Genomic DNA, 23,024 nt, shown 5'->3' with positions numbered 1-23,024 from the left:
CAAGGGGATTACATATAGCTTTCGTTACGAATCCGTTTAATCATTGATTTCAAACCATTTGATCGTTGTGGTGTAAGATTTTCATTTAAACCAAGTTTTTCAAAGAGCTCTTGAGCATCAGAATTGCGAATTTCAGAAGCTTTTTTGCCTGAATAAAAAGCAAGAAGTATGTAAATGAGTCCACGCACAATATGAGCATCGGAATCACCTTGAAACGTCAATATTGGATCTTTTGAGTTATTACGTGAAGATAAAAGCCACACTTGGCTAACACAACCAGGAACTTTGTGAGCATCATTTCGAGCGCTTTCTGGAAAAGGTGGCAATTCATAGCCAAGCTCGATGACATAACGATAACGATCTTCCCAATTATCCAAAAGCGAAAAGTTCTCTATAATATTACCGATTGTTTCCACCATTATTTTAGTCCTGTTTCGTTTGAATAATCATTCTTGAATACACTTATAAAAAATAAATATTTATTCTTCCTAACATAAATAACACGAAGAACGTTAAAAATCCTTATTTCAAGATAACATTGCATGGTTTTGTAAGAACTCTTGTATTTCGATTTTGTAAGAAACATTAGGGAAAGTCTCTGATATCATTTTTGTTTCCTAATATGTTCCCTAAATATTCATAAGCAGCTCTTGCACCGTAATATGCGCGCTCGCCAAGTGAACTTAAAAAGGATTTTCCTACTTTGCAGGTTTTTATATTACGGTCACAAAATGCGCCTAAGTCATTTAAGGCTTCTTTAAAAGCAATAATCACATCGCTCGTTGTTGTCTCATTATTTTGGGGGCTAGAAGAATGGTTACTGCTTGGATCTGCTACAAAAAATGAAATAATGACAAAAATAAAAAATAAAAAAAATGATAATTTGATTAAAAAACGTATCATGGACAATCAATGTACCGCAGTGGTAAATACAATAAAAGGAGCATTTTATACACTGTTGCTTTATAAACAATTTATAAAATGTGTTTTTTATAAAATTGAGTATTCATGTATTGGATCTATATCATTGGCTTTTTTATAAATATGGCACAATTCCGCTGTATAAAATGGGATACATTGTCTATTCAGTAAAAAATTAACATCAAAATTATACACTTACAAGCTGGTCATGTTAATGAACATACTATGATAAAAAATGAGAGAGATAATCATGTTGTGTACATAATTATTTTAAATAATAGTCCACCATCTTAGCTTAGTTGAAAAGGCTAAAAAGAGTAAACTCTGTTATTCTGACTCTAGTGTCGATAAAATATTTATATTATCTATAAAATTTTTACTGAAATGTTATGAAAATGGTCAACCTGTCGATAAAAACATCAAAAAACAATTGCATCTCTTATGATTACATCTCAAGCCAGTTTTTTCTATAACATTGTAAACATCAATTTAATTAATACTTATGAAAATTATTTAATAGAAGGAATTTATACCAAAATATAATAATATTAAGAGATAATTATTATTACCAAACCGTTTATGGATAAGTAACCATCTATATGTAAATTATAAAGAATAGATAATGATTGTCATCTTTTTAGCGTTATAGGCAAATATTTTCAATTTTATTTTAAATAATAGGCAAACATATGCCCCAAAATGAAGAATAACGTGGCATTATTGTTTAGATAATTATATGTGATAATGCAGTTTGCAAACACCAAAATGATCTTGAATGCTAATCATTTGGTGCTCTCTTTATACACATTAAAGATTTGTAAAAAAAATGAAATGAATAAAAGTTGGTAAGAACTCTTGTTGATTTATCAACTTATAAATTGATATAATGAAGCTGCTCATTCTAGGAGTTTGAAATGAAAAATCAATAATGTCAATGCACTTCTCTCTGGCTGGAAGTAAGAACTGATTCATATTCGTTTCCTAATTTATATTTGTTTCTTTGTAAAAAATAAACGCAACTAGAAAATAAAAGTAATGGCAACAAAACGAAAGACATACCGAAAAAAAACTGTAAAACACCGTAAATACTACAGTAGTATTGTTATAACACTTCTTCTTATAACTTTTCATTTTATTTTTTGGATTGCAAAAACTCTTTATTTCTATACACGAAAAAATACTTTATTTTTTGTTGGATCTCTTCTTTTTAGCATTAGTTTTTTATTTATTTCATTTAATGCTTTATTTTCGCAAATGACAACGCATCAAAATATTTTAACTCAAATGAAATTTTCCTCTGTTCAAAGTATAGGTAAGAGCTCTACTTTATCGGAAAAAGAAGAAAAATCTCAAGAACTCTCCCGTGTAGCTTCTGTACATTCTCAAAGTCATAACCACACAAATTCACCTTTACCCTCTCAATCACCAAGCATGCTAGAAAAGCAAAAAGAACTAGCAAAATTAGGACTTTATGATGGTCCATTAGATGGGCTGGAAGGACCTAAAACACGCCGAGCCATCACTTTATGGAAACAGCAAACTGCTCAGAGAATGCAAAAGAATGTTCTATCTAATCCCGCAGCAGATGAAATCGCGATATTAATTAAGCAAAGCGAAATAGAAACAAATAATACAAAAAATATGACACACTTAAAAGAAGCTATTTTAGAGCCTTCTGTTGAAGATATTATACAAGTGCAAAAAGCTTTACATATTTTTGGGAATGAAGAGGTTATTGTCACAGGAATAGAAGATCAAAAGACGATAGAAGCCTTAAAACAGTTTCAAAAAATATTTGATCTTCCTGTAACAGGTAAAATTAATCACACAATTTTAATGAAAATGCGTGAAATTGGTTTATTAAATTGAAGCTAATCATAATAATCTCTTAATTTATAATGATAATTCATCTTTCGTTTGTTTAATGCTTCCCTCAAACATTCCTTCATCTCAAGCCCTCTTATATTCAATCAATCAGAATGGTTTTCTTACACATTACATATTGAGCCGTATAATTTGCTTCAAAAAAACCACAACCGATTGCAGAAAAAATAATATTGCAAAATAGCAAACGCGCTTGTTCTAGCATTTTTATTGCCTCTGATGATAAAAGGACACGAAATTTTTGTAGTATCACGTAAACCTTTCATATTATCGAACCACGAATTGTCCATATATTATCGTCAATTTGATCTTTATAAATATGATGCAAAGAATTTGTGCAAACACCTGTAAGGATAAGTAGACATAAAGCTAGTTGTGTTATGGTTGTTGTTTTGCAAAGTGTCTGATAAAAAACCGGCACTTCTCTCCAATCTATTGCTGGAAAGTTATGTGTTTTATGACATTGTCTTCTTAAGAGAGCGTGTGCGTTTAGTATTGCCTATAAATAAACATCCAAACCTAACGCAGCAGTATGTTTGAAACAAATGTTAAGACAGTTTAGTACTTCTCTCAGCTGTTATAGCTTTTGTATGCCAAATGGAGGCAAGAATATTGCGCATCTCTGTTTGTATAATCTCTTAAAACAGGAAAACAGCCTAATTTGGGAAGAATATGAAAATTTAAGGTAAAAACCAGTTTTCATCTTTGCCATTTCCTTTTAATTCAGCTTTACGCCTTTCAAAGACATCTAAAGCAATATCTTTAAAATAACGGAGATTACCTATTGCCTCATGCTCTTATTTATCGCATGTCTTTTTGGTCTCACTCCCCCTCACCTAAAACAAAATGTCCCAAACGTAATATACTTGGATTGCCATTCACGGGCTTTCTTAAAAAACATCTCTAAAACACCCAAAACCACTTCGCAACAACGCCCGTGAATAATAATAGCAGGATCCCCCACAACAACTGCGCGACAGCGCACATCATCTTTACGCTTGTGAAGAAGCAAGCCGGCACCATTACACACTGTACCTACCTTCAATTTGTGATAGCTCTCACTTGAGATGATTCATAAGAGGCATATCCTTGCTTTATTTTTTTATCCACAGACGCTCATCCCGCCTGTAACATACAAAAAACATGGTTTTGATTGATTCATTATAAAAGAAGTCGAAATAAGAAGATCTTATGATATTTACAGCTTTCATTCAATATGAGAAATAAAAAATTATCTTTATAAATCAATAGATTGTTAACTTTGATATTCCTTTATAAATGTAAAGATGGGAGTGCATAATGGAGTTTATAAATTTTGGGAAGATTTTTATAAACTTACGGGGATTTTTACATAATCCCCATTCCACGAATATCAATGTGAAATGGGGCATCCACTGAGAAATGTCTATCTCAAACAGCATGATGTGCAAAAAAAATGCATTTGTTTGGAGCATTCTATTTTGCGTGAGGAGCTCATTCCCCTATAAAAAGCAAACGCATAAATTGACTGCATAATAACACGTTTCTCTCTATCAAGAGGTTCGCCAATAGAAAGCGTATTAATAATACATCTTTGTCTATCCTGCTTTATATTTTCTCTCATAAACCTCTAAAAAAAACACTTTATCGCGTAACACAACTTATCGTGCATTTTAGAAGCATTTTTATTCCCTTTATTAAAGAAAATAAAAGAATATATAAAAATTTATTTCAGTAATAACGATACAACAAAAAATATTAACCCATTACATCCTTTTTGCTATTGCGGACTGAGCTGCTGCTAAACGAGCAATTGGCACTCGAAAAGGAGAACACGAAACATAATCTAGGTTATTTTCTTCGCATAAAGCAATAGAGGCAGGATCGCCTCCATGTTCACCGCAAATTCCCAATTTTATTTTTGCACGCTTTGAGCGTCCACGCTGTGCAGCAATGGTAATAAGTTCCCCTACTCCATCACGGTCAATAGACACAAAAGGATCTTGCTCTAAAAGACCTTTTTGAAAATAGGTTGCCAAAAAAGGAGCTGCATCATCACGGGAAATCCCAAAAGTAGTTTGTGTCAAATCGTTTGTTCCAAATGAAAAAAATTCAGCAGTTTCAGCAATTTCATCTGCTCTAAGCGCCGCTCTTGGAAGTTCAATCATCGTCCCAACCATATATTGAATAGTGCTTCCCTTTTCTTTCATCACTTCCTCAGCAACCTGATCAATACGCGCTTTTACAAAATCGAGTTCAGATTTAAGTGCAACCAGTGGCACCATAATTTCAAGCATAACAGGAGATCCAGATTTTTGGGCAGCTTCTGCTGCTGCTTCAAAAATCGCGCGCGCTTGCATTTCTGCAATTTCAGGATAAGTAATAGCTAAACGGCATCCTCGTAATCCAAGCATAGGATTAAATTCGTGCAACTGCTGAGCGCGTTCAGCAAGCACTTCAGCAGAAACACCCATAGCTGTTGCAACATCAAGAATTTCTGCTTTCGTTTTAGGCAAAAATTCATGTAATGGTGGATCTAGCAAGCGGATAGTAACAGGTAAACCACACATAATTTCAAATAATTCACTAAAATCTGAACGCTGCATTGGCAAAAGCTTATCTAGTGCTTTACGACGACCACTTTCATCATGACTTAAAATCATTTCACGCATGGCAACGATACGTTCATCAGAAAAAAACATATGCTCCGTACGGCAAAGACCTATACCTTCAGCCCCAAAAGATCGCCCCATACGGGCATCAGATGGTGTATCAGCATTAGCGCGAACTCTTATACGTCGCATCCCATCAGCCCATTCCATTAATTTTGCAAAGTCTCCGCAAAGCTGAGGCTGCAACATTGCAACTTTCCCTTTGAAAATTTCTCCACTTCCACCATCAATTGTGATAACATCACCTTTTTTTAGGCTTTCTCCTGAGGCAAACAACGTATTTGTGTTATAATCAATCCGCACACTGCCAGCACCAGAAATACATGGTTTTCCCATCCCCCGCGCAACAACAGCAGCGTGACTTGTCATACCGCCACGCGTTGTTAAAATTCCTTCTGCAGCATGCATACCATGAATATCTTCTGGGCTTGTTTCTACACGGACCAAAATAACTTTGCGACCTTCCGCCGACACAGTTTCTGCCTCTTCTGAAGTAAAAACAATTTCACCAGTTGCGGCTCCAGGAGAAGCAGGTAAACCACGTCCTATAACAAAACGTTCTGCTTTGGGATCAAGTGTTGGATGCAAAAGTTGGTCAAGCGACTTTGCATCAATACGCATCACAGCCTCTTCACGGTTTATTAACCCCTCCTCAACCATTTCAATTGCCATCTTGAGAGCCGCACGAGCCGTGCGTTTTCCTGAACGAGTCTGAAGCATCCATAATTTACCTTTTTCAATGGTAAATTCGAGATCTTGCATATCCCGATAATGCTGCTCAAGATTCTGCGCAATCTGACATAATTTCAAAAAAGCCTCAGGCATAATTTTTTCTAACGACGGTCTATTTGAACCAGCAACAATACGCGCATTTTCTGTAATATTTTGAGGCGTTCGAATGCCCGCCACAACATCTTCCCCTTGCGCATTAACTAAAAATTCACCATAAAGTTCTTTTTTCCCTGTCGATGGATTGCGTGTAAAAGCAACACCTGTTGCCGAATCTTCACCCATGTTGCCAAAAACCATAGCTTGCACATTAACTGCCGTTCCCCAACTTTCAGGAATACTATGTAAACGGCGATAAGTAACTGCACGTGCTGTCATCCAACTTGAAAAAACGGCTCCAATCGCCCCCCATAACTGTTGTTCAGGATCTTGTGGAAAAGGGGCTCCTAATTTTTCTTCAACATAGGCTTTATAAGAAATAATAACATTCTTCCAATCATCTGCTGTCATTTCTGTATCAATAGTGTAACCATTGCATGCTTTTACTTCATCAAGAATCTCTTCAAAATACGAATGGTCTAGCCCCAAAACAACGTTAGAATACATTTGGATAAAACGCCGATAACTATCATAAGCAAAACGTTCATTATTGGCTTGTAAAGCAATTGCTTTTACAGTTTTATCATTCATGCCAAGGTTCAGCACTGTATCCATCATCCCTGGCATAGAAGCCCTAGCCCCTGAACGAACAGACAGCAAAAGTGGTCTTTGTTCATTCCCAAATTCACGTCCTGTTTGTTCAGCAACGTATCTTAGTGCTTGCTTAACAGATTCCTGTAGCTCTTCTGGATATGATTTGTCATGGGCATAATAAAAATTACAAACTTCTGTTGTCAGCGTAAATCCGGGTGGTACGGGCAAACCAAGATTACTCATTTCTGCCAAATTAGCCCCTTTACCTCCGAGAAGGTTACGCTCACTTGCACTTCCTTCTGCCTTTCCATCTCCAAAACTATAAACCCATTTTTTCACTGTACAAATCCTCCCATATCAGCTTCAAAACATCATTCAACCCAGGCTCACTTAAAAGCAATGATTTGATTCAAAATTGGCTCAACGATATCGCTTCATAAATGCATAATATTAATCCTTCCAAAAGAGATAATGACTAAAAGTATCACTATCCATCTTCTGGAAGATTAAGATTCAGTTTTTTAGAAAACTATCAATCACCGAAAAAAACTCTTCTACTTTCATGGCACCTTCATATTTACTACCATTAATAAAGAAAGTAGGTGTTGCTGTGACACCAAGCTCTTTACCGCGTTCAAAAGATGCATTTACTTCATCTAAAATGGACTGATTTTTCAAACACGCAGTAAAACTTTCATCTGTAAAACCAGCCATTAAGCCAATTTTCTTCAATGGTGTTAGAGCATTTTTTCCGAAAGCCCATTCATTTTGTTTTTGAAATAAAACTTCTATCAAAGGAAAATAGCGATCTTCCGGTGCACACCGTGCCAACATAAAACCTGCTGTTGCCCGAGGATCAAAAGCATATTCTCGGAAAATAAGTTTTACTTTTCCTGTTTTGATATATTTTTTACGAATTTGGGGAAGTATATCATTATAAAAATGCGCACAATGGGTACATGTCAACGAAGCATACTCAACAATGACGACTGGTGCATCCGCCTCTCCCTCAAAGCGATCCTTTACTTTACCCGATTGGAGAAGCTCTGCCATATCAACAGTTGCCACTGATTTGGGATCACGCGCTAAAGCAACTGTTACACTGCTTTGTACAATCGTTATGAAGAGAAAAATTATCCCGAAAGATAAAAAAGAACGATATTTTACCATAAATAATACTTTTCTGTTGTTATTAACGAATAGGAATCCAATGCTTTCTCATATATTAAAGAAAAATATATAAAATATCTTTCTATTTATTATTTTTTTCCAAAAAAATGCAACAGCCAAGTTGATAAAGTGTTTGGTGCAAACTTTTATCCTCAATTCCTTCAAGCATTTTTTCCAGGCATTTTTTGTCTTGTTCACTCAAAGTCGGTTTTAGAGGCAAGTGATTCATAAAAACCGACATACTCCTTTGCTCAATCTTGATGCGATCAATAGCAATATAGCCAAAAAATCCGTTAATTTTATGAAGTAATTCCTCTGTTTCATGCATCAATTTTAACGCAGCAAATCCTTCACATGCGACAACAAGTGTTGCTGGCTGAAAAACTTCATCTTGATCTGCACGACGTTTCCAAATAATTTTAAGCGGCATTGTATGTTCGCTGATATCATAGCCCGCAATTTGTGGCCAATATTCTATAAGCGCTACATTAAGCCCTGTCCGTTTGCGTAAAACTGGATCAAGTATTTTGTATACCGTCTCAGAAAGAGAATAAAAGATACGTTTTTTAAGTTGTTTTCTCATTTTTAGATCATTGTTCAACCGCTTACTAAATTAAAATCATTTGTTTCATCTAAAAATTGTTGCCTCCTCAATTTATGAAATATCAACAAAATAAAAAGCCTTTTCTCACCAGAGCCTTGACAATAAAAGAGCAAAAAACATGAATTACAAAATAAATAATTTTTTCTTTTGCATTTTATATCTCCCTATGCTTGAAAGCAATCATGTATGAAATTTCTTCGCACCTCCTTGCTTGGTACGATCAAAATCACAGACATCTTCCATGGCGGATTACCCCCGAAAAGCAAAAACAAGGTATCCGTCCTGATCCTTATCAAGTTTGGCTTTCTGAAATCATGCTTCAACAAACAACCGTTGAAACAGTTAAGCCTTATTTTAAAAAGTTTCTAAAACTATGGCCTAATCTTTCCTCTTTAGCAAAAGCCTCACAAGATGATATCATGAAAGCATGGGCTGGACTTGGTTATTATTCACGCGCACGTAATCTTAAAAAATGTGCGCGACAGCTTGTTGAAAACTACGCGGGACAATTTCCACAATCTGTAAAAGAATTGCGAACTCTAGCCGGTATTGGAGATTATACTGCCGCAGCCATTGCTGCGATTGCTTTTAACCACCCTGTAGCAGTGGTTGATGGTAATGTCGAACGTGTGGTAGCGCGACTTTTTGCTATCACTTCAATATTGCAAAAAGCAAAAGTTGAAATTAAAGAAAAAACACAAAAAATTACTGCTTTAAATCGTCCTGGTGACTTTGCTCAAGCAATGATGGATTTGGGAGCAACAATTTGTACTCCACGCAAACCATCTTGTTATACCTGCCCTCTTCAATGTTTATGCAAAGCAGAAAAGATGCAACAACCGGAGTCTTTTCCAGTTAAAGCCCCTAAAAAAGAACGCCCTTCAAAAACAGGTATTGCTTTTGTGGTCCTTAATAAAAAGAAACAAATTTATTTGGAAAAACGACAGACGCAAAAGCTCCTTGGTGGAATGACCCAAATTCCTAACAATATTGGCATAAACAACGAAAATGGGCTCCAAAACGCACCCTTTACTGCCAATTGGCAATTCAAAGGACAAATTACGCATGTTTTTACTCACTTTTCTCTAAAACTCGATGTTTACTATACCGAAGATGTTCATGAAATGAATTGTAAAAATGGTTGGTGGTGTAACATTCAACATCTTGCCGAAGAAGCATTACCTACTGTTATGAAAAAAGCAATTTCCGTAGCACTTCCCAATTCTTTCAGATTTAAATAACCTTCCCTATTCATAAAAATGTTTTCTAATGGAGACTTTTGTATCTCTAGCGATCATTTATTAATCTGTAAAAGAAAAATTTAAAAAAATGAAATAACCAATTTTTTCTACAGACAAAAATTAAGGAGGGATAGAAACGCTTAGAAGCTTTAGATTTAAATTTCAGGATCTATCCTTTTTTCGCTTATGACGGAGCAAGTTAGCATCATCATTATATTTACCAGCCCCCTCAACATCCCTTGGTACGTGAAACGGATTATAAGAGGTACTTTTAGTTCTTTCGTTAACAATTTTTATTCACACGCCAACCCCGCTTATGACATGCAAGCAAATAATTTTCATCGATTCAATATGGAACAAGTTTGAAATGAGAAAACTTGACGATATTCTGAGGGCAATTCAATATGAGTTGCGCTAAATTATCTTTATAATCAATATATTATATGCACTTTACAGATGTACGTATTCAAAAACGCACTTAATTTTGAACTTCTGAATAAACCTTTTAATTCTGATATTTCATTTTTATAAGCTTATAGTGAAATTTTACTGTTTTGGAATTAAAACTAGAACATAGAGTGAAAATTTCTCATTTTAATTTCTTCTAAAAGAAGCATAAAAATACTCGCTTGTCGCTTACAAGCGAGATTAGTGTGTCAATAAAAAACATCTAAGAAAGGCAAAAACACCCTCACGTCCATCTCAATCAAGATCAGGTACATTGGTGGTCAATAGAATGAAGCGATCAGCTTAGTTCATAAAACACCCGTTTTTAACATTTGTGAACGTATGATCATTCTTAAATGATCTATGGACTTCAACCGTCCATTTTCCTCATAATACCAAAAGGTCCAACCATTACAACTCTGTGAATCTTGAGCCTTTCTTCCCATTGCGTGAATTGAGCCCGCTTCACCACCATGCATAATCGTACCATCAGCTCTTACAATAGCAGATACTTGCTTCTTACGATCATACAGAACTTCTCCAGGATAGAGTAAACCTGCTTCAAGCAAACTGTTGAATGCTACGCGTGGTTCTGCTTTTTTTCTATCCAAAATCGCTAGCTCTGGTTGCGCTAAAGGTTGAACCGCTGCAATTCTCTCACATGCTGCATCGATGTAATCTTGCTCGCGTTCAATCCCAACAAAATCACGCCCTAAAAGCTTGGCAACAGCACCTGTTGTTCCCGAACCAAAAAACGGATCGAGAATAACATCTCCAGGTTTACTAGAAGCCATAATAATACGCGCTAATAACGCTTGCGGTTTTTGTGTTGGATGTAATTTACGCCCTGAATCATCCTTTAAACGTTCAGCTCCAGTGCAGAGAGGGAAAAGCCAATCTGAACGCATTTGTAGATCTTCATTTGCCGCTTTTAAGGCATCATAATTAAATGTGTACTTTTTATCTTTTTGATCTCGCACAGCCCAAATAAGCGTCTCATGAGCATTTTGAAAACGGCGCCCTCGAAAATTAGGCATCGGATTATTCTTGCGCCAAATAATATCATTAAGCATCCAAAAACCTAAATCTTGTAATGCCGTCCCAACCCGAAAAATATTATGGTAAGATCCGATAACCCAAAGTGTTCCGTTGGGTTTTAATACACGACGACAAGCAAGCAACCATGCATGGGTAAAAGCATCATAAGCAGCAAAACTCTCAAACTGATCCCATGCATCATCAACCGCATCAACAAGCGAATGATCTGGACGGTATAAAGCTCCATCCAATTGCAAATTATAGGGTGGATCCGCAAAAATCATATCAACAGAATGTTTTGGAAGTTTTTCTAAAACGGAAACACAATCTCCTTTAAAAATTTTATTGCGCCATGGCATTTGTGAGGGAGTACGAAGGAAATCTTTTTGAAGCTGAATAACTGTCATGAAAAACCCAACAAAATTAACTGAATTTGCCCTATAATCAACCAAAATAGTTTATAGGCCCGCATTACCAATCCATATTTACAAAATAGCGTAAACGTATCGTTAAAGTTCTACAAAATTGATAATTGTTTTTGTTTTTTTTAGTAAAAAAACTTTCATATGAATGAAACCTTATTTTTCTTTTTTTCAATGTACTGTTCCCATATCTTTTATTTCGTAAAAGAATTAAGAATCATTTTCAAAGCGTATTTTTATGAAATAAGATCCTCTCAATATCGTTTTCATGAAAGTTGTCCATCTCGTAACATGTAAAGGAATATCTTATGCCTCAGATAGATCTTATTATTTTTGATTGTGACGGAGTTCTCGTCGACTCTGAATATCTTGCAGCAAAAATTGGATCTCAATTGCTCAAACAAACAGGATATGAAATATCACCCGAAGAATTGAGTGAGCGTTTTGCAGGGCTTATCTTTCGCGATATTCTTAAACACGTTGAACAGGAAACAGAAAAACCTATTTCTGCTCATCTCATAGATCAAATGACTAATATTTTTCGTACACAAATAAAAACTAAATTACGGGCTATTGATGATGTAAGAGAAGCTGTAGAAATTATTCAAACACGCTATCCCTACTGTATCTGCTCTAATGCAAAAAGCGTAGATATAAAAGAGATGCTCACCACGGTTGATCTCTATGACCTTTTTGAAGGTAAAATATTTTCAGCACCTGAAATTGGAACAAAAAGAACGAAACCGGCCCCTGATGTTTTTCTTTTTGCCGCACAACAATTACAGGCAGATCCTCAAAACACTATCGTTATAGAAGATTCACTTCATGGTGTACACGCAGCCATAGCAGCAGGGATGCGTGTCATCGGCTTTACGGGAGGATCACATAGCTATCTTGGCCACTCTAATGCACTTGCAGAAGCTGGTGCAGAAACAGTTATTGCAAAACATGCTCATTTAGGAGAAGTCTTAGAAGCAATGGCAGTATGGCGAGATCTATTATAAAAAATCTCTTGAATATATCAATTTGTAAACTCTTGTAAGAAGCATTTTTATTCAAATGTCCTTCTCTTCTCGCTGCTCCTTTTATAATAACTTCAATAAATGCGTAATTCACGACACGGGTGGATTGCATCTCAATGTGAAGGAAAAATATAGCACCTCATTGAGATCATAAGTCAGTTAACCATTGCACGTACTTAAAAAAAAGCAAAAAACAGGGGTGCAAACTCATAAAAATTAAACCCTGCTTATCTATCTCAAATCCGATATCCCACTCCCAACCACAGCAGCTCATCCTGATAAATTATTATATTTGTCAAACAAAGGAATATTACGATGCCTTGCTCGATAAGATGTGAAAATTGATAACCTCTTTCATCTGATCAAAAAAATCACACACTATGGTAAAATTGTAGGGGATGCGCATATTGATCATGGAAAACAATATTAAAATTCGCGGATTCTATAGAATACAAGACTTTATTGAAAATGACAAATGCGTCCTTGTTGAGTTACAAAGGCTTATATTTACTCAATCCAAATCTCATAAACTTGTTGAAGGCTTATTTACTTTGCTGCTTAAATAGTATTTTAACAGCATCAATTGGTACAACCTCCCTAAGATTACAAAAAACAAAAAGAATACACTCTTATGAAGATGTGCCTTTTATAAAAAACATTTCATACCAAGTAATTTACAGACAATATATTGATTTATAATCATAATTTATCATTATTCAAATTAAGCAAAAAAACCGAGTATTGTAAGATTCTCTCATTTCAAATCTGGATATGTTGAATTAAATAAATAGAGAAATAAAAATGCCTTTTAATGAATCATCTCAAAAGGCAAAAATTATAGCAACATTAGGAGCGAGAAAAGTGTATGGCAATGCCATCTTTCTTCTTTATAAACGTCAAAAATTCTGATGCCCTAAGAATTTTATATTATGGGGGCTTTATCATCATATCTATCATTGCAAAATAGGCTTGAGTACCTTGAGAACGGTTTCTTTAAAAAAGCACATAAATATGAAACATATAATCATGTTAAACAAGCTACAGAGATACCAATAGTTGCTTAAAATTTTCCGAAAGCACTTAATAGCCTTTTTAAATAAGCAATGAAATCAGATCTTTTCAAAAGTAATCCACTTTCTAAAAATAAAAGCGGCTTTTCAGTTTGGAAAAAAGAAAGTGTTGAAAATATTATCTAATGCTGATCTTTCGGCACTCATAAATATGTCTAAATTATATTCTTCTATACACCGCCTTCCATCATAGTAATATGCTGCTCACATTGGCGAGAAAAAGATAATATCATTTATCTCTATCCAATTCGAGCTCTACTTTATACTATGAGAAAATTGTACATTTTTTAGTATCTATAACATATTATTATCTATAAGATAAATGTATATATTTAATAGTAAATTAAGAATTATTATTCTGCTATCACGATGCAATTAAATAACCATTGAATAATAACTTAAATAATATCTATATAACACACATTATACAATAATGACTATCTATAATAAATACTATAAATAATAAAATTTTATCGTGTCCTTTCATATTTTAATTGTTAATAATATTTTTATAACTACATCATAATTTTCATGTTTTCTATTATACTATCGATAATAAATAAATTTTTATATATTTAATATGTAAAAATTTTGATCAATTTTATTATCTATAAATGTATTTAAAAAATATATTAATATCGTTTTATAAAAATTATACGATAACCATATGTTGTTTTATATATAACACATAATAAAATATTGTATAAAGTTTTTAAAAATATAATTTGTAATTATTACTGTTACTTTTTTACAATAATGTTTATAAAAAAATTATAGGTATATTTTTATATGTATTTTTATTATTGACTAAAAATACATATTGAACTATATGACTTGTATATAGTGTGATATACATAAACATTATGTATATTTCTTACATATATAACTTAAAAATATTTGAGGTAAAGTTATGGTAAAAGTATTTAAAAATTATATCTTAAGCATTTTTATAGCGAGCACTTTTTTTATTTCACAAACTGTAAATGTTAATGCAAACTATTTGAAAAACGATACTCCAAAAGAGGAACTTTCTGTTTTCCCAATGGAACAAGTAAAATATGCGAAATCCGATGTAGTTTCTACGACTGCTTTCTATGCTCCGTCTGTAAATTATCAAACAGAACATGGAACAATAGGTAAAGGAAAATTTGAAAAGGTCGTTGGGCCTATGACTATAGGAATGGGACTATTGTACGCTGGATATGCAATAAGTTTTATAGGATCGATAATAAGTTGGATAAAGGACATAGTATTGATGTTCAAGTAATTCAATATATTGTAGAAATATAGAATATATAGATTCATTATTTTATTATTAATTATTATAAATTTATTACATAATGAAGCTTATATTTCTCTTATTATAACTATAAGTTCTGTAAATTACATACAAAAATCTAAAATATAATTTTAAACACACACACACATATATATATATATATATATATATATACTGAATACTATAAAGTATTTGAGGTAAATGATGATTAAATTTTTTAACAATCATATGTTAATTATTTCTATGATATCTGTTTTTTACATTTCACAGACTGTAAGTGTACATGCCAACTACTTGCAAAACAATATTCATCGTGAGAATAGTTTTATTTCTTTAACAGAACAGAACAGAAAGGATGCAATCAGTACGGTTTCTCTCTATACACAAAATCTAAATCGTGGTATGAAAAATGAAATTACCATCGAAGGAAAATTTGAAAAAATCGTTGAACCTCTTACACTCGGGACTTTCGGTATTGGGATGGCTCTTGGTTATGCATCAAGTACGGTAGGTATGTTTTTAGGATGGATAATCAGCAAAATAATATCCTATTTTAAATCTCGTTAAAATTGAAATTTCATAAGCATAAGATCTTCTCATATAAAAGATAAACTGTAGATACATTCTGTTTTTATCTATTTTTAATGATAAAAAAACTAATGAATTATCATATTAAGAATGAAGAAATCTTTAAATGCTTCTGTTTCTCTCAATGGGCACTAATTCTGTCAATGTATCAATTTATCCTAAAACAACAGTAAAAGTATTGGAGGTAAATGATGATTAAAGTATTGAAAACTTACGTATTAAATATTTTTATAGCAGTTGCTTTTTTGCTTTCACAAGTTATAAATGTTCATGCCAATCATTTGAAAAATGATACTCAATGGGAAACTGTCTCTCTAATAGAACAAGGAAAGAAAAAAACTATCGATATAGCTGCTCTTTATGTCCCAAGTTTCACTCATAGAGCAAAAAGTGAATCTGCCTTTGAAGGAAAATTTGAGAAAGTATTTGAACCCATTACGCTAGGAGTTTTTTCTACAATGGGAGCTTTGGGGTTTGGATTTTTGACCGGATCTGTTATGTCCATATTTAGTGCGATAATCGGATGGGCAATAGGAAAAATTAAAGGCAAATAATTCAAAGATACTTAGTTATTTTTTTCTATTTAAAATGAAAATACTTTACAGCCTGCTTCACATCATTTAGCAGGCTGTTGTATGTTTTCTATGGATAAACTTTAGGTTACCATACTGTATAGCACAAATATAATATCTATTATTATACAAAGTGATAAATTAAACTAAAAAAGATTATTCAAAGTATAGATTTGCGCACGAAATGCCATAAAATTACCTTATAAATCTTCCAATGTGAGTTTTGAGATGTATCATTTTAACATTCAGTTCAGCAGATTTAATTGTTACAGAGTATTAAGAGCATAAAATAACTATAAATGATTGAGTTTTATACAAAAGTTCTTCAGTAAATGCCATTCTATCTATTTAATTGTATTATTTAAGAAGGTGTACAAATGAAGATACGTTGTAAAATTTAAGTGAATGAATAATAGAGAGAAAATTTTCGACTGTAAAAGATTTTCTGTGAACATTTGGCGTTTATATCTCAAAATAAAAATGCTTAAGGCTATTTCCTTTCATTATTGAGTTAAAAAGAAGAAAAGAAGCTCTATCCATTTAATAATTTAAATATTATGAAAAACGTGAAATAAATAACTTCACCAATTTGCCAGAAATAAAAAAAGGATAAGACTTATGGAATATATCAGCACGAGAGGTGAAGCTCCTGCTTTAAGCTTTACGGAAACAATCATGACAGGGTTGGCGAGTGATGGTGGGCTTTATCTTCCAGATAAATTTCCGCAATTATCATTTGATGCGTTACGAGCACTTCGTGGTCAGTCCTATACAACAATTGCTAAAACTATTCTGTGGCCCTTTGTGAATAACGAAATCGAATATACAGCTTTTGAAAATATGATCGCTGAATCTTATGCAACCTTTCACCATCCAGCAATCTGTCCGTTACGACAAACTGGAGCAGATGAATTTATCCTTGAACTCTTTCATGGTCCTACTTTAGCTTTTAAAGATGTAGCAATGCAGTTTCTTTCTCGACTGATGGATTATGTTTTGACTGAAAAAAATAGATGTGCAACGATTATTGCTGCAACATCAGGTGATACAGGAGGAGCTGCGATACAAGCTTTTGCTGGAAAAGAACACTCAGATATTTTTATTTTATTTCCTAAAGGACGTGTATCGCCTGTTCAACAACGGCAAATGACAACCAATCAATGTTCCAATGTTCATGCCATTGCCATTGAAGGAAATTTTGATGATTGCCAAGCTCTTGTCAAAGCAATGTTTAATGATCATAATTTTCGTAAAAAAACAGCGCTTTCAGGTGTTAATTCTATAAATTGGGCGCGTATCATGGCGCAAATTGTTTACTATTTTTCATCAGCTCTTTCCTTAGGAGCACCTGATAGAGCTGTTTCATTTACTGTTCCTACTGGAAATTTTGGTGATATTTTTGCAGGTTATGTCGCAGCCCGTATGGGATTACCCATTGCTCAACTGGTCATCGCAACGAATGATAACGACATCCTTGTACGTACATTGACCAGTGGTACTTACAAAACAAAACCAATAGTCCATACAACATCACCTTCTATGGATATTCAGGTCTCTTCTAATTTTGAACGTTTGCTCTTTGAAAGTGGCAATCGTGATCCAATGTGGATTCGCAATGCAATGGAAAACTTGAAAAAAACGGGTCTCTTTACTCTTGATGAAAAGCAACTCAAAAATATTCGTTCCCTATTTTCCGCTGGGAAAAGCAACATGGCTGCAACAGCTCAAAAAATTGATAGTGTCTATAAGGAAAGTGGCTATCTTGTTGATCCACATACAGCGGTCGCTCTTCAAGTAGCGCGTGAAAACAAAAAACCGCATATTCCAATGATCGTTCTTGCCACGGCTCATCCAGCTAAATTTCCTGATACTATTAAAAGCGCTTGTGGCCTTCATGCTCCATGGCCATCTCATCTCAATGATGTAATGAAACACGAAGAACATTTTATAAATCTTGCTAATGATGAAAAAATAGTAAAAGATTATATTTCTTTAAAATCGCGTGCATCTTATTAAAGTTAGCTGCATTAATTTAAATCAAGAAGATTCTGATACCCTTACAATGAGGTATTTAGCTTATTTAATGGAGTTGTAAATACATGGATGTAGATATCTGTCGCCTAAATAATGGTTTGACTATCGCCACACATACAATGCAACAAATTGATAGTGTTGCCCTCGGAATATGGGTTAAAGTGGGCTCACGCAATGAAACCTCCACACAGCATGGTATTGCTCATCTTCTTGAGCATATGGCTTTTAAAGGAACCGAAAACCGTACTGCTTTTCAAATTGCAACCGATATTGAAGATGTTGGCGGTGAAATCAATGCTACAACCAATATTGAAACAACAGCTTACTTTGCACGTGTACTTAAAAGCGATATCCCACTTGCTATAGACATTTTAGCCGATATTTTAATGCATTCAAAATTTGACGACGATGAACTAGAACGAGAAAAACAAGTAATCTTTCAGGAAATTGGTGCTGCCCATGACACTCCTGATGATATTGTTTTTGATCACTTTACAGAAACAGCCTTTCGTCATCAATCCCTTGGACGCTCTATTTTAGGAACAGCTAAAACTATTCAATCATTTACATCTACTGATCTCCATGATTTCATCAATAAACAATATAGTGCAGATCGTATGATTGTCGTTGCTGCAGGAGCTGTAAAGCACGAAAGTTTCTTGCGAGAAGTTGAAAGTCGTCTTGGTACTTTTCGCTCCCATTCAACCGCACCTCTTACTAATCTTGCAAATTATGTCGGTGGCGACTTTCGTGAATATCGCGATTTAATGGATACACAAGTTGTTCTAGGGTTTGAAGGGCGTGCTTATCACGCGCGTGATTTTTATGCGGCCCAAATTCTTTCAATCATTCTTGGTGGTGGTATGTCTTCACGTCTTTTTCAAGAGGTAAGAGAGAAACGTGGATTATGCTATTCTATTTATGCTTTTCATTGGGGATTTTCAGATACTGGGCTTTTTGGTGTTCACGCAGCTACCGGACAAGAAGGGCTCAAAGAACTTATTCCTGTGATTCTTGATGAACTTTCCAAGGTCAGCAAAAATATTCACGCCAACGAACTGCAACGAGCACAAACGCAATATCGTGCAAATCTAACAATGTCACAAGAAAATCCCTCTAGTCAAGCACATCTCATTGCTCGCCAAATACTCCTTTATGGTCGACCAATTCCAATATCGGAAACAATTGAACGCCTCAATCTCATCACTCCTAAAAGATTAACTGATTTAGCACATCGTCTTTTTACAAACTCCACTCCAACACTAACTGCTGTCGGACCTGTAGGCCCCCTCATAAATTTTGATGATTTAACGTCAACTCTTTCATACAAGCTAAAGTAAAAACTTCTTTTTAAAGCAGCATCACAATAACGTCACATATTTTATCATAAAATTTACCACAAAAGCTCTCCTCATTAAATAAGTTTTGGAAATATTGGGCAAAGAGGTGTACAAAACTACCCAATTCATACTTCATGTGATAAAGATTCTAATAAGTGAAGGTATATCCGTGAAATCTGAAAATTCATGGTTTAACTTTGCCCTTTTAAAATATAAAACTTCATTCGCTTCAGGTTCCATTGAAGCAAATGGGTGTGTGGTCTATTTGTATATAAAATCATATAACTTAAGAAAAAGTGATAACAATTTATTATGTAAATAAATTATAAAAGGTGGACGTTTTTTCTCAAAAGTCGAAATGAAAATTAAACATCCTAAAATATTGAGAGTGGGACATTGTGAAGAGTTTGCGTAAAATAATTGACATCATTTTCATTGTAGTCGTTAGTTCTCTTGTCCATCTTACATCAGCACAAGCAATTGAACCAGTTAAAATTTCTTCTCAAGATGCTGCTCTTGATCTCTCAAAAGCAATTGAAATTCACCATACAAACAACTCTATTTTTCAAACAAGTACAGCACCAGGACCAGATGGTATTGTATGGCGTATTGAAGTGCAGGCAAAAAATGAAAAATTTTCCGGAAATTGGGCAGTTTTTTCTCTTGCAAATCCAACAGATGAACAAGTTGATCGTCTCATCGTTGCCCCCCATTACCGCATGGCACGTTCTGGATTTTTTTGGCCAGACCTTGGATCATCAAGGATTCAATCCATAACGCCAAGCGAAGGTTTTTCCCTCGATCGTCAACTTAGTGCAAACTCTGATATCTTTCGTATTACCCTTAACCCTGGTGCTGTTATTACATTTGTGGCCGAACTTAACTCTGCAAATCTACCACAAATCTATTTATGGCAACCTGAAGCTTATAAAGATGCAATTAATTCTTATACGCTTTATCATGGTATTCTTCTTGGGATATCAGGTCTCTTAGCGCTTTTGTTAACTGTTCTCTTCGTCGTCCGTGGAACAGGGCTGTTTCCTGCAACAGCGGCAGTTGCTTGGGCAGTGCTTTTTTATATTGGTATTGACTTCAACTTTTTAAATAAATTCTTTGCAGTTACACTCACAACCCAACCAATCTGGCGTGCTGGTACAGAAGTAGCACTTACTGCTACACTCTTCATTTTTCTTTTTACCTATCTCAGCCTTAACCGCTGGCATTATCATTTTAGTTACGGTGCTATCGCTTGGACCATTGCGTTTTGCAGTCTAGGAGCCTTTGCTATTTATGATCCCATCAGAGCAGCTGGAATTGCGCGTTTGTCTTTTGGCCTTACCGCTGTGCTTGGTATAATATTAATCATCTATTTCTCAATCAGAAGCTATGACCGCGCCATTATGCTTATTCCAACATGGTTGCTCGTTAGCTTTTGGTGCGTTGGAGCCTATGCCTGCATAGCTGGACATTTAAACAATGATATTATCCAGCCAGCATTAGCGGGGGGATTAGTGCTCATTGTTCTTCTCATAAGCTTTACTGTCCTGCAACAAACTTTTTCTAATGATGCTTTCCATGAAGGAATATTTTCCGACCTTGAACAACAAGTACTCGCAGCAAAGGGAGCTGGAAATATTATTTGGGATTGGAATATTGAGCGTGACCGTATTGTTGTACATCCAAACATGGCAACCCTTTTTGGTACTGAAATTCATAACCTCAATGGACCTATGCGCAACTGGATTTCAGCCTTGCACCATGATGATCGTGAACGCTTTCAAGCCGTATTGGATATCATTCTTAAAAATAAAAAAGGGCGCATTGATCAAATTTTTCGGCTTTCTTCCGGTGGTGGTTATTATCATTGGTTTTCTCTTCGTGCACGTCCGGCTATGCAAAAAGATGGAAAAATCACACGTGTTATTGGAACCATTGTCAATATTACTAACCATAAAAAATCCGAAGAACGCTTATTGCATGATGCAATCCACGATAGCTTAACTGGACTTCCTAACCAACAAATTTTCTTTGATAGACTACAAAATTATACCTCTTTAGCGAAAGCAAATATCAAAATTAGACCGACTGTCTTTATGATTGATTTTGACAATTTTCGCCAAATTAATCGCAAATTAGGCATAGCAGTTGGGGATACTGTACTGCTTATAATCGCACGTCGTTTAAATCGTCTCATTAACTTTCAAGACACCTTATCGCGTCTTTCAGCAGACCGCTTTGCAATTATTTTACTCAGTGAAACCGAACCACAAAAAATTGCAGCATTTGCAGATCATTTGCACAAAACAATTTCAGCACCTATTTCACTTTCAGAAAATAAAATAATCCTTTCAACCTCTATCGGATTGGTTACATGGAGTGAAAGCCGATCGACGGCTAAAGATATTTTTAATGATAGTGAGTTAGCGATGATTCGCGCAAAGCAAATGGGTGGGAACCATATTGAACCTTTTCGTCCTAATTTTCGCACTTTGGGTCTCGAACATAATACTCTGGAGAAAGATGTTCATTATGCCATAAAACGTAATGAGATGAAAATCCTCTACCATCCTATTCTTAATTTATCAGACGGACATATTATTGGTTTTGAAACAATTGTAGAATGGCATCATCCCACTTATGGAAATTTAAATGTCTCTGATTTCATAAAAATCGTAGAAAATGAACAAATTGTTATGGATTTGTCACAATTTATCATCGATAATGCCATTATTGATCTTATAAATGTACAAGAAAAGTTTTCCCAACAATCTTTCTTTATTTCAATTAATTTACCAAGCGCAGAAATGATTCATCCTCGTTTTATCAGTCAATTGCGTGCCGCTTTGCTTCGCCATCCGCTCCACAAAGGGCGTCTGATGATTGAAATATCTGAATTTGTCTTAAGAAATAATCCTGAACAATCAGCGCACTTTCTTGAACAAATTAAAACACTTGGAATGAATCTCGCACTCGATAATTTTGGAACAGGTTATTCGTCTCTGACCTATCTCGTACGTTATCCATTTGATATGGTTAAACTTGATCGTTCACTTATCTCAATCGACTCTCTTAAGAAAAAAATTGTTCTAAAGTCTATCATTAATATGGCAACAGATCTTAATTTGCAAATTATCGCAGAAGGTGTTGAAAATGAAAAAGAAGCAATCTTCCTCCGTCAAGAAGGCTGTAAATATGTTCAAAGTACACTTGTGACAAAACCGATTGCCATAGAAGAATTAATTACGCTCGTTCAGAGCCATTTCCCTTATAAAATAAAAACATAAGGGATAAAATAACGTGTAAAGTTAAAAAGCTTAAA

Annotated in this window: 15 protein-coding genes and 1 pseudogene; 9 read left to right on the top strand and 7 right to left on the bottom strand. The window is 34.5% G+C overall.

Annotated features, from left to right (window positions below):
- Positions 1–8 precede the first annotated feature (8 nt).
- A complete protein-coding gene (locus ACFIMX_RS02225) occupies positions 9–419 on the bottom strand; it encodes a SufE family protein (RefSeq protein ID WP_375640632.1) in 411 nt (136 codons plus the stop codon).
- 108 nt (positions 420–527) lie between these two features.
- A pseudogene (locus tag ACFIMX_RS02220) lies at positions 528–903 on the bottom strand (DUF5330 domain-containing protein).
- A 1,053-nt stretch (positions 904–1,956) separates the two neighbouring features.
- Here ACFIMX_RS02220 and ACFIMX_RS02215 point away from each other — a divergent pair.
- Positions 1,957–2,790: a peptidoglycan-binding domain-containing protein gene (locus tag ACFIMX_RS02215; protein WP_375640634.1), complete on the top strand. Its 834-nt coding sequence runs from the start codon at positions 1,957–1,959 to the stop codon at positions 2,788–2,790.
- Between the two features lie 847 nt (positions 2,791–3,637).
- On the opposite strand, the gene ACFIMX_RS02210 is transcribed toward ACFIMX_RS02215, so the two are convergent.
- The 4 genes from ACFIMX_RS02210 to ACFIMX_RS02195 form a co-directional block, all read right to left on the bottom strand.
- Positions 3,638–3,835 (bottom strand): hypothetical protein, encoded by a 198-nt coding sequence (locus ACFIMX_RS02210; protein ID WP_375640635.1) that lies wholly within the window; start codon positions 3,833–3,835, stop codon positions 3,638–3,640.
- Between the two features lie 715 nt (positions 3,836–4,550).
- Complete coding sequence (gene ppdK, locus ACFIMX_RS02205; protein ID WP_375640637.1) at positions 4,551–7,217, bottom strand: pyruvate, phosphate dikinase; 2,667 nt, start codon at positions 7,215–7,217, stop codon at positions 4,551–4,553.
- A 174-nt stretch (positions 7,218–7,391) separates the two neighbouring features.
- Positions 7,392–8,048: a DsbA family protein gene (locus ACFIMX_RS02200; RefSeq protein WP_375618395.1), complete on the bottom strand. Its 657-nt coding sequence runs from the start codon at positions 8,046–8,048 to the stop codon at positions 7,392–7,394.
- An 82-nt stretch (positions 8,049–8,130) separates the two neighbouring features.
- Positions 8,131–8,631 (bottom strand): DUF721 domain-containing protein, encoded by a 501-nt coding sequence (locus ACFIMX_RS02195; RefSeq protein ID WP_375693956.1) that lies wholly within the window; start codon positions 8,629–8,631, stop codon positions 8,131–8,133.
- Between the two features lie 203 nt (positions 8,632–8,834).
- Between ACFIMX_RS02195 and mutY the strand changes: the two genes are divergently transcribed.
- The gene (mutY, locus tag ACFIMX_RS02190; protein ID WP_375693955.1) at positions 8,835–9,893 is read left to right on the top strand and encodes an A/G-specific adenine glycosylase; all 1,059 of its coding nucleotides are present in this window, start codon (positions 8,835–8,837) and stop codon (positions 9,891–9,893) included.
- Positions 9,894–10,648: 755 nt separating this feature from the next.
- Here the strand turns inward: mutY and ACFIMX_RS02185 are convergent.
- Entirely contained in the window at positions 10,649–11,737 is a 1,089-nt protein-coding gene (locus ACFIMX_RS02185; protein WP_375693957.1) for a site-specific DNA-methyltransferase, read from the bottom strand.
- Positions 11,738–12,108: 371 nt separating this feature from the next.
- Between ACFIMX_RS02185 and ACFIMX_RS02180 the strand changes: the two genes are divergently transcribed.
- The 7 genes from ACFIMX_RS02180 (at position 12,109) to ACFIMX_RS02150 (ending at position 22,989) form a co-directional block, all read left to right on the top strand.
- A complete protein-coding gene (locus ACFIMX_RS02180) occupies positions 12,109–12,804 on the top strand; it encodes an HAD family hydrolase (protein ID WP_375693954.1) in 696 nt (231 codons plus the stop codon).
- Positions 12,805–14,802: 1,998 nt separating this feature from the next.
- A complete protein-coding gene (locus ACFIMX_RS02175) occupies positions 14,803–15,159 on the top strand; it encodes a hypothetical protein (protein WP_375693953.1) in 357 nt (118 codons plus the stop codon).
- A 306-nt stretch (positions 15,160–15,465) separates the two neighbouring features.
- Complete coding sequence (locus ACFIMX_RS02170) at positions 15,466–15,738, top strand: hypothetical protein (protein WP_375640642.1); 273 nt, start codon at positions 15,466–15,468, stop codon at positions 15,736–15,738.
- A 212-nt stretch (positions 15,739–15,950) separates the two neighbouring features.
- On the top strand, positions 15,951–16,313 hold the full coding sequence (locus ACFIMX_RS02165; RefSeq protein ID WP_375640659.1) for a hypothetical protein: 363 nt from the start codon (positions 15,951–15,953) through the stop codon (positions 16,311–16,313).
- Positions 16,314–16,949: 636 nt separating this feature from the next.
- Positions 16,950–18,347: a threonine synthase gene (gene thrC, locus ACFIMX_RS02160; protein WP_375640643.1), complete on the top strand. Its 1,398-nt coding sequence runs from the start codon at positions 16,950–16,952 to the stop codon at positions 18,345–18,347.
- Between the two features lie 83 nt (positions 18,348–18,430).
- Complete coding sequence (locus ACFIMX_RS02155; RefSeq protein WP_375640644.1) at positions 18,431–19,705, top strand: M16 family metallopeptidase; 1,275 nt, start codon at positions 18,431–18,433, stop codon at positions 19,703–19,705.
- A gap of 398 nt (positions 19,706–20,103) precedes the next feature.
- Positions 20,104–22,989, top strand: coding sequence for an EAL domain-containing protein (locus tag ACFIMX_RS02150; RefSeq protein WP_375618403.1), 2,886 nt, complete (start codon positions 20,104–20,106; stop codon positions 22,987–22,989).
- Positions 22,990–23,024: the final 35 nt, after the last annotated feature.

This window comes from Bartonella sp. AD24XZML, assembly GCF_042196485.1.
In the GTDB taxonomy this organism is placed as follows: domain Bacteria; phylum Pseudomonadota; class Alphaproteobacteria; order Rhizobiales; family Rhizobiaceae; genus Bartonella.
Note: the sequence above shows the minus strand (reverse complement) of the source record. Positions and strands in the feature narration are given on the sequence as shown.

Coding starts and splice junctions, on each gene's coding strand:
- ACFIMX_RS02225 (WP_375640632.1), bottom strand. CDS start 419: ATGGTGGAAACAATCGGTAATATTATAGAGAACTTTTCGCTTTTGGAT.
- ACFIMX_RS02215 (WP_375640634.1), top strand. CDS start 1,957: ATGGCAACAAAACGAAAGACATACCGAAAAAAAACTGTAAAACACCGT.
- ACFIMX_RS02200 (WP_375618395.1), bottom strand. CDS start 8,048: ATGGTAAAATATCGTTCTTTTTTATCTTTCGGGATAATTTTTCTCTTC.
- ACFIMX_RS02195 (WP_375693956.1), bottom strand. CDS start 8,631: ATGAGAAAACAACTTAAAAAACGTATCTTTTATTCTCTTTCTGAGACG.
- mutY (WP_375693955.1), top strand. CDS start 8,835: ATGTATGAAATTTCTTCGCACCTCCTTGCTTGGTACGATCAAAATCAC.
- ACFIMX_RS02185 (WP_375693957.1), bottom strand. CDS start 11,737: ATGCCATGGCGCAATAAAATTTTTAAAGGAGATTGTGTTTCCGTTTTA.
- ACFIMX_RS02180 (WP_375693954.1), top strand. CDS start 12,109: ATGCCTCAGATAGATCTTATTATTTTTGATTGTGACGGAGTTCTCGTC.
- ACFIMX_RS02175 (WP_375693953.1), top strand. CDS start 14,803: ATGGTAAAAGTATTTAAAAATTATATCTTAAGCATTTTTATAGCGAGC.
- ACFIMX_RS02165 (WP_375640659.1), top strand. CDS start 15,951: ATGATTAAAGTATTGAAAACTTACGTATTAAATATTTTTATAGCAGTT.
- thrC (WP_375640643.1), top strand. CDS start 16,950: ATGGAATATATCAGCACGAGAGGTGAAGCTCCTGCTTTAAGCTTTACG.
- ACFIMX_RS02155 (WP_375640644.1), top strand. CDS start 18,431: ATGGATGTAGATATCTGTCGCCTAAATAATGGTTTGACTATCGCCACA.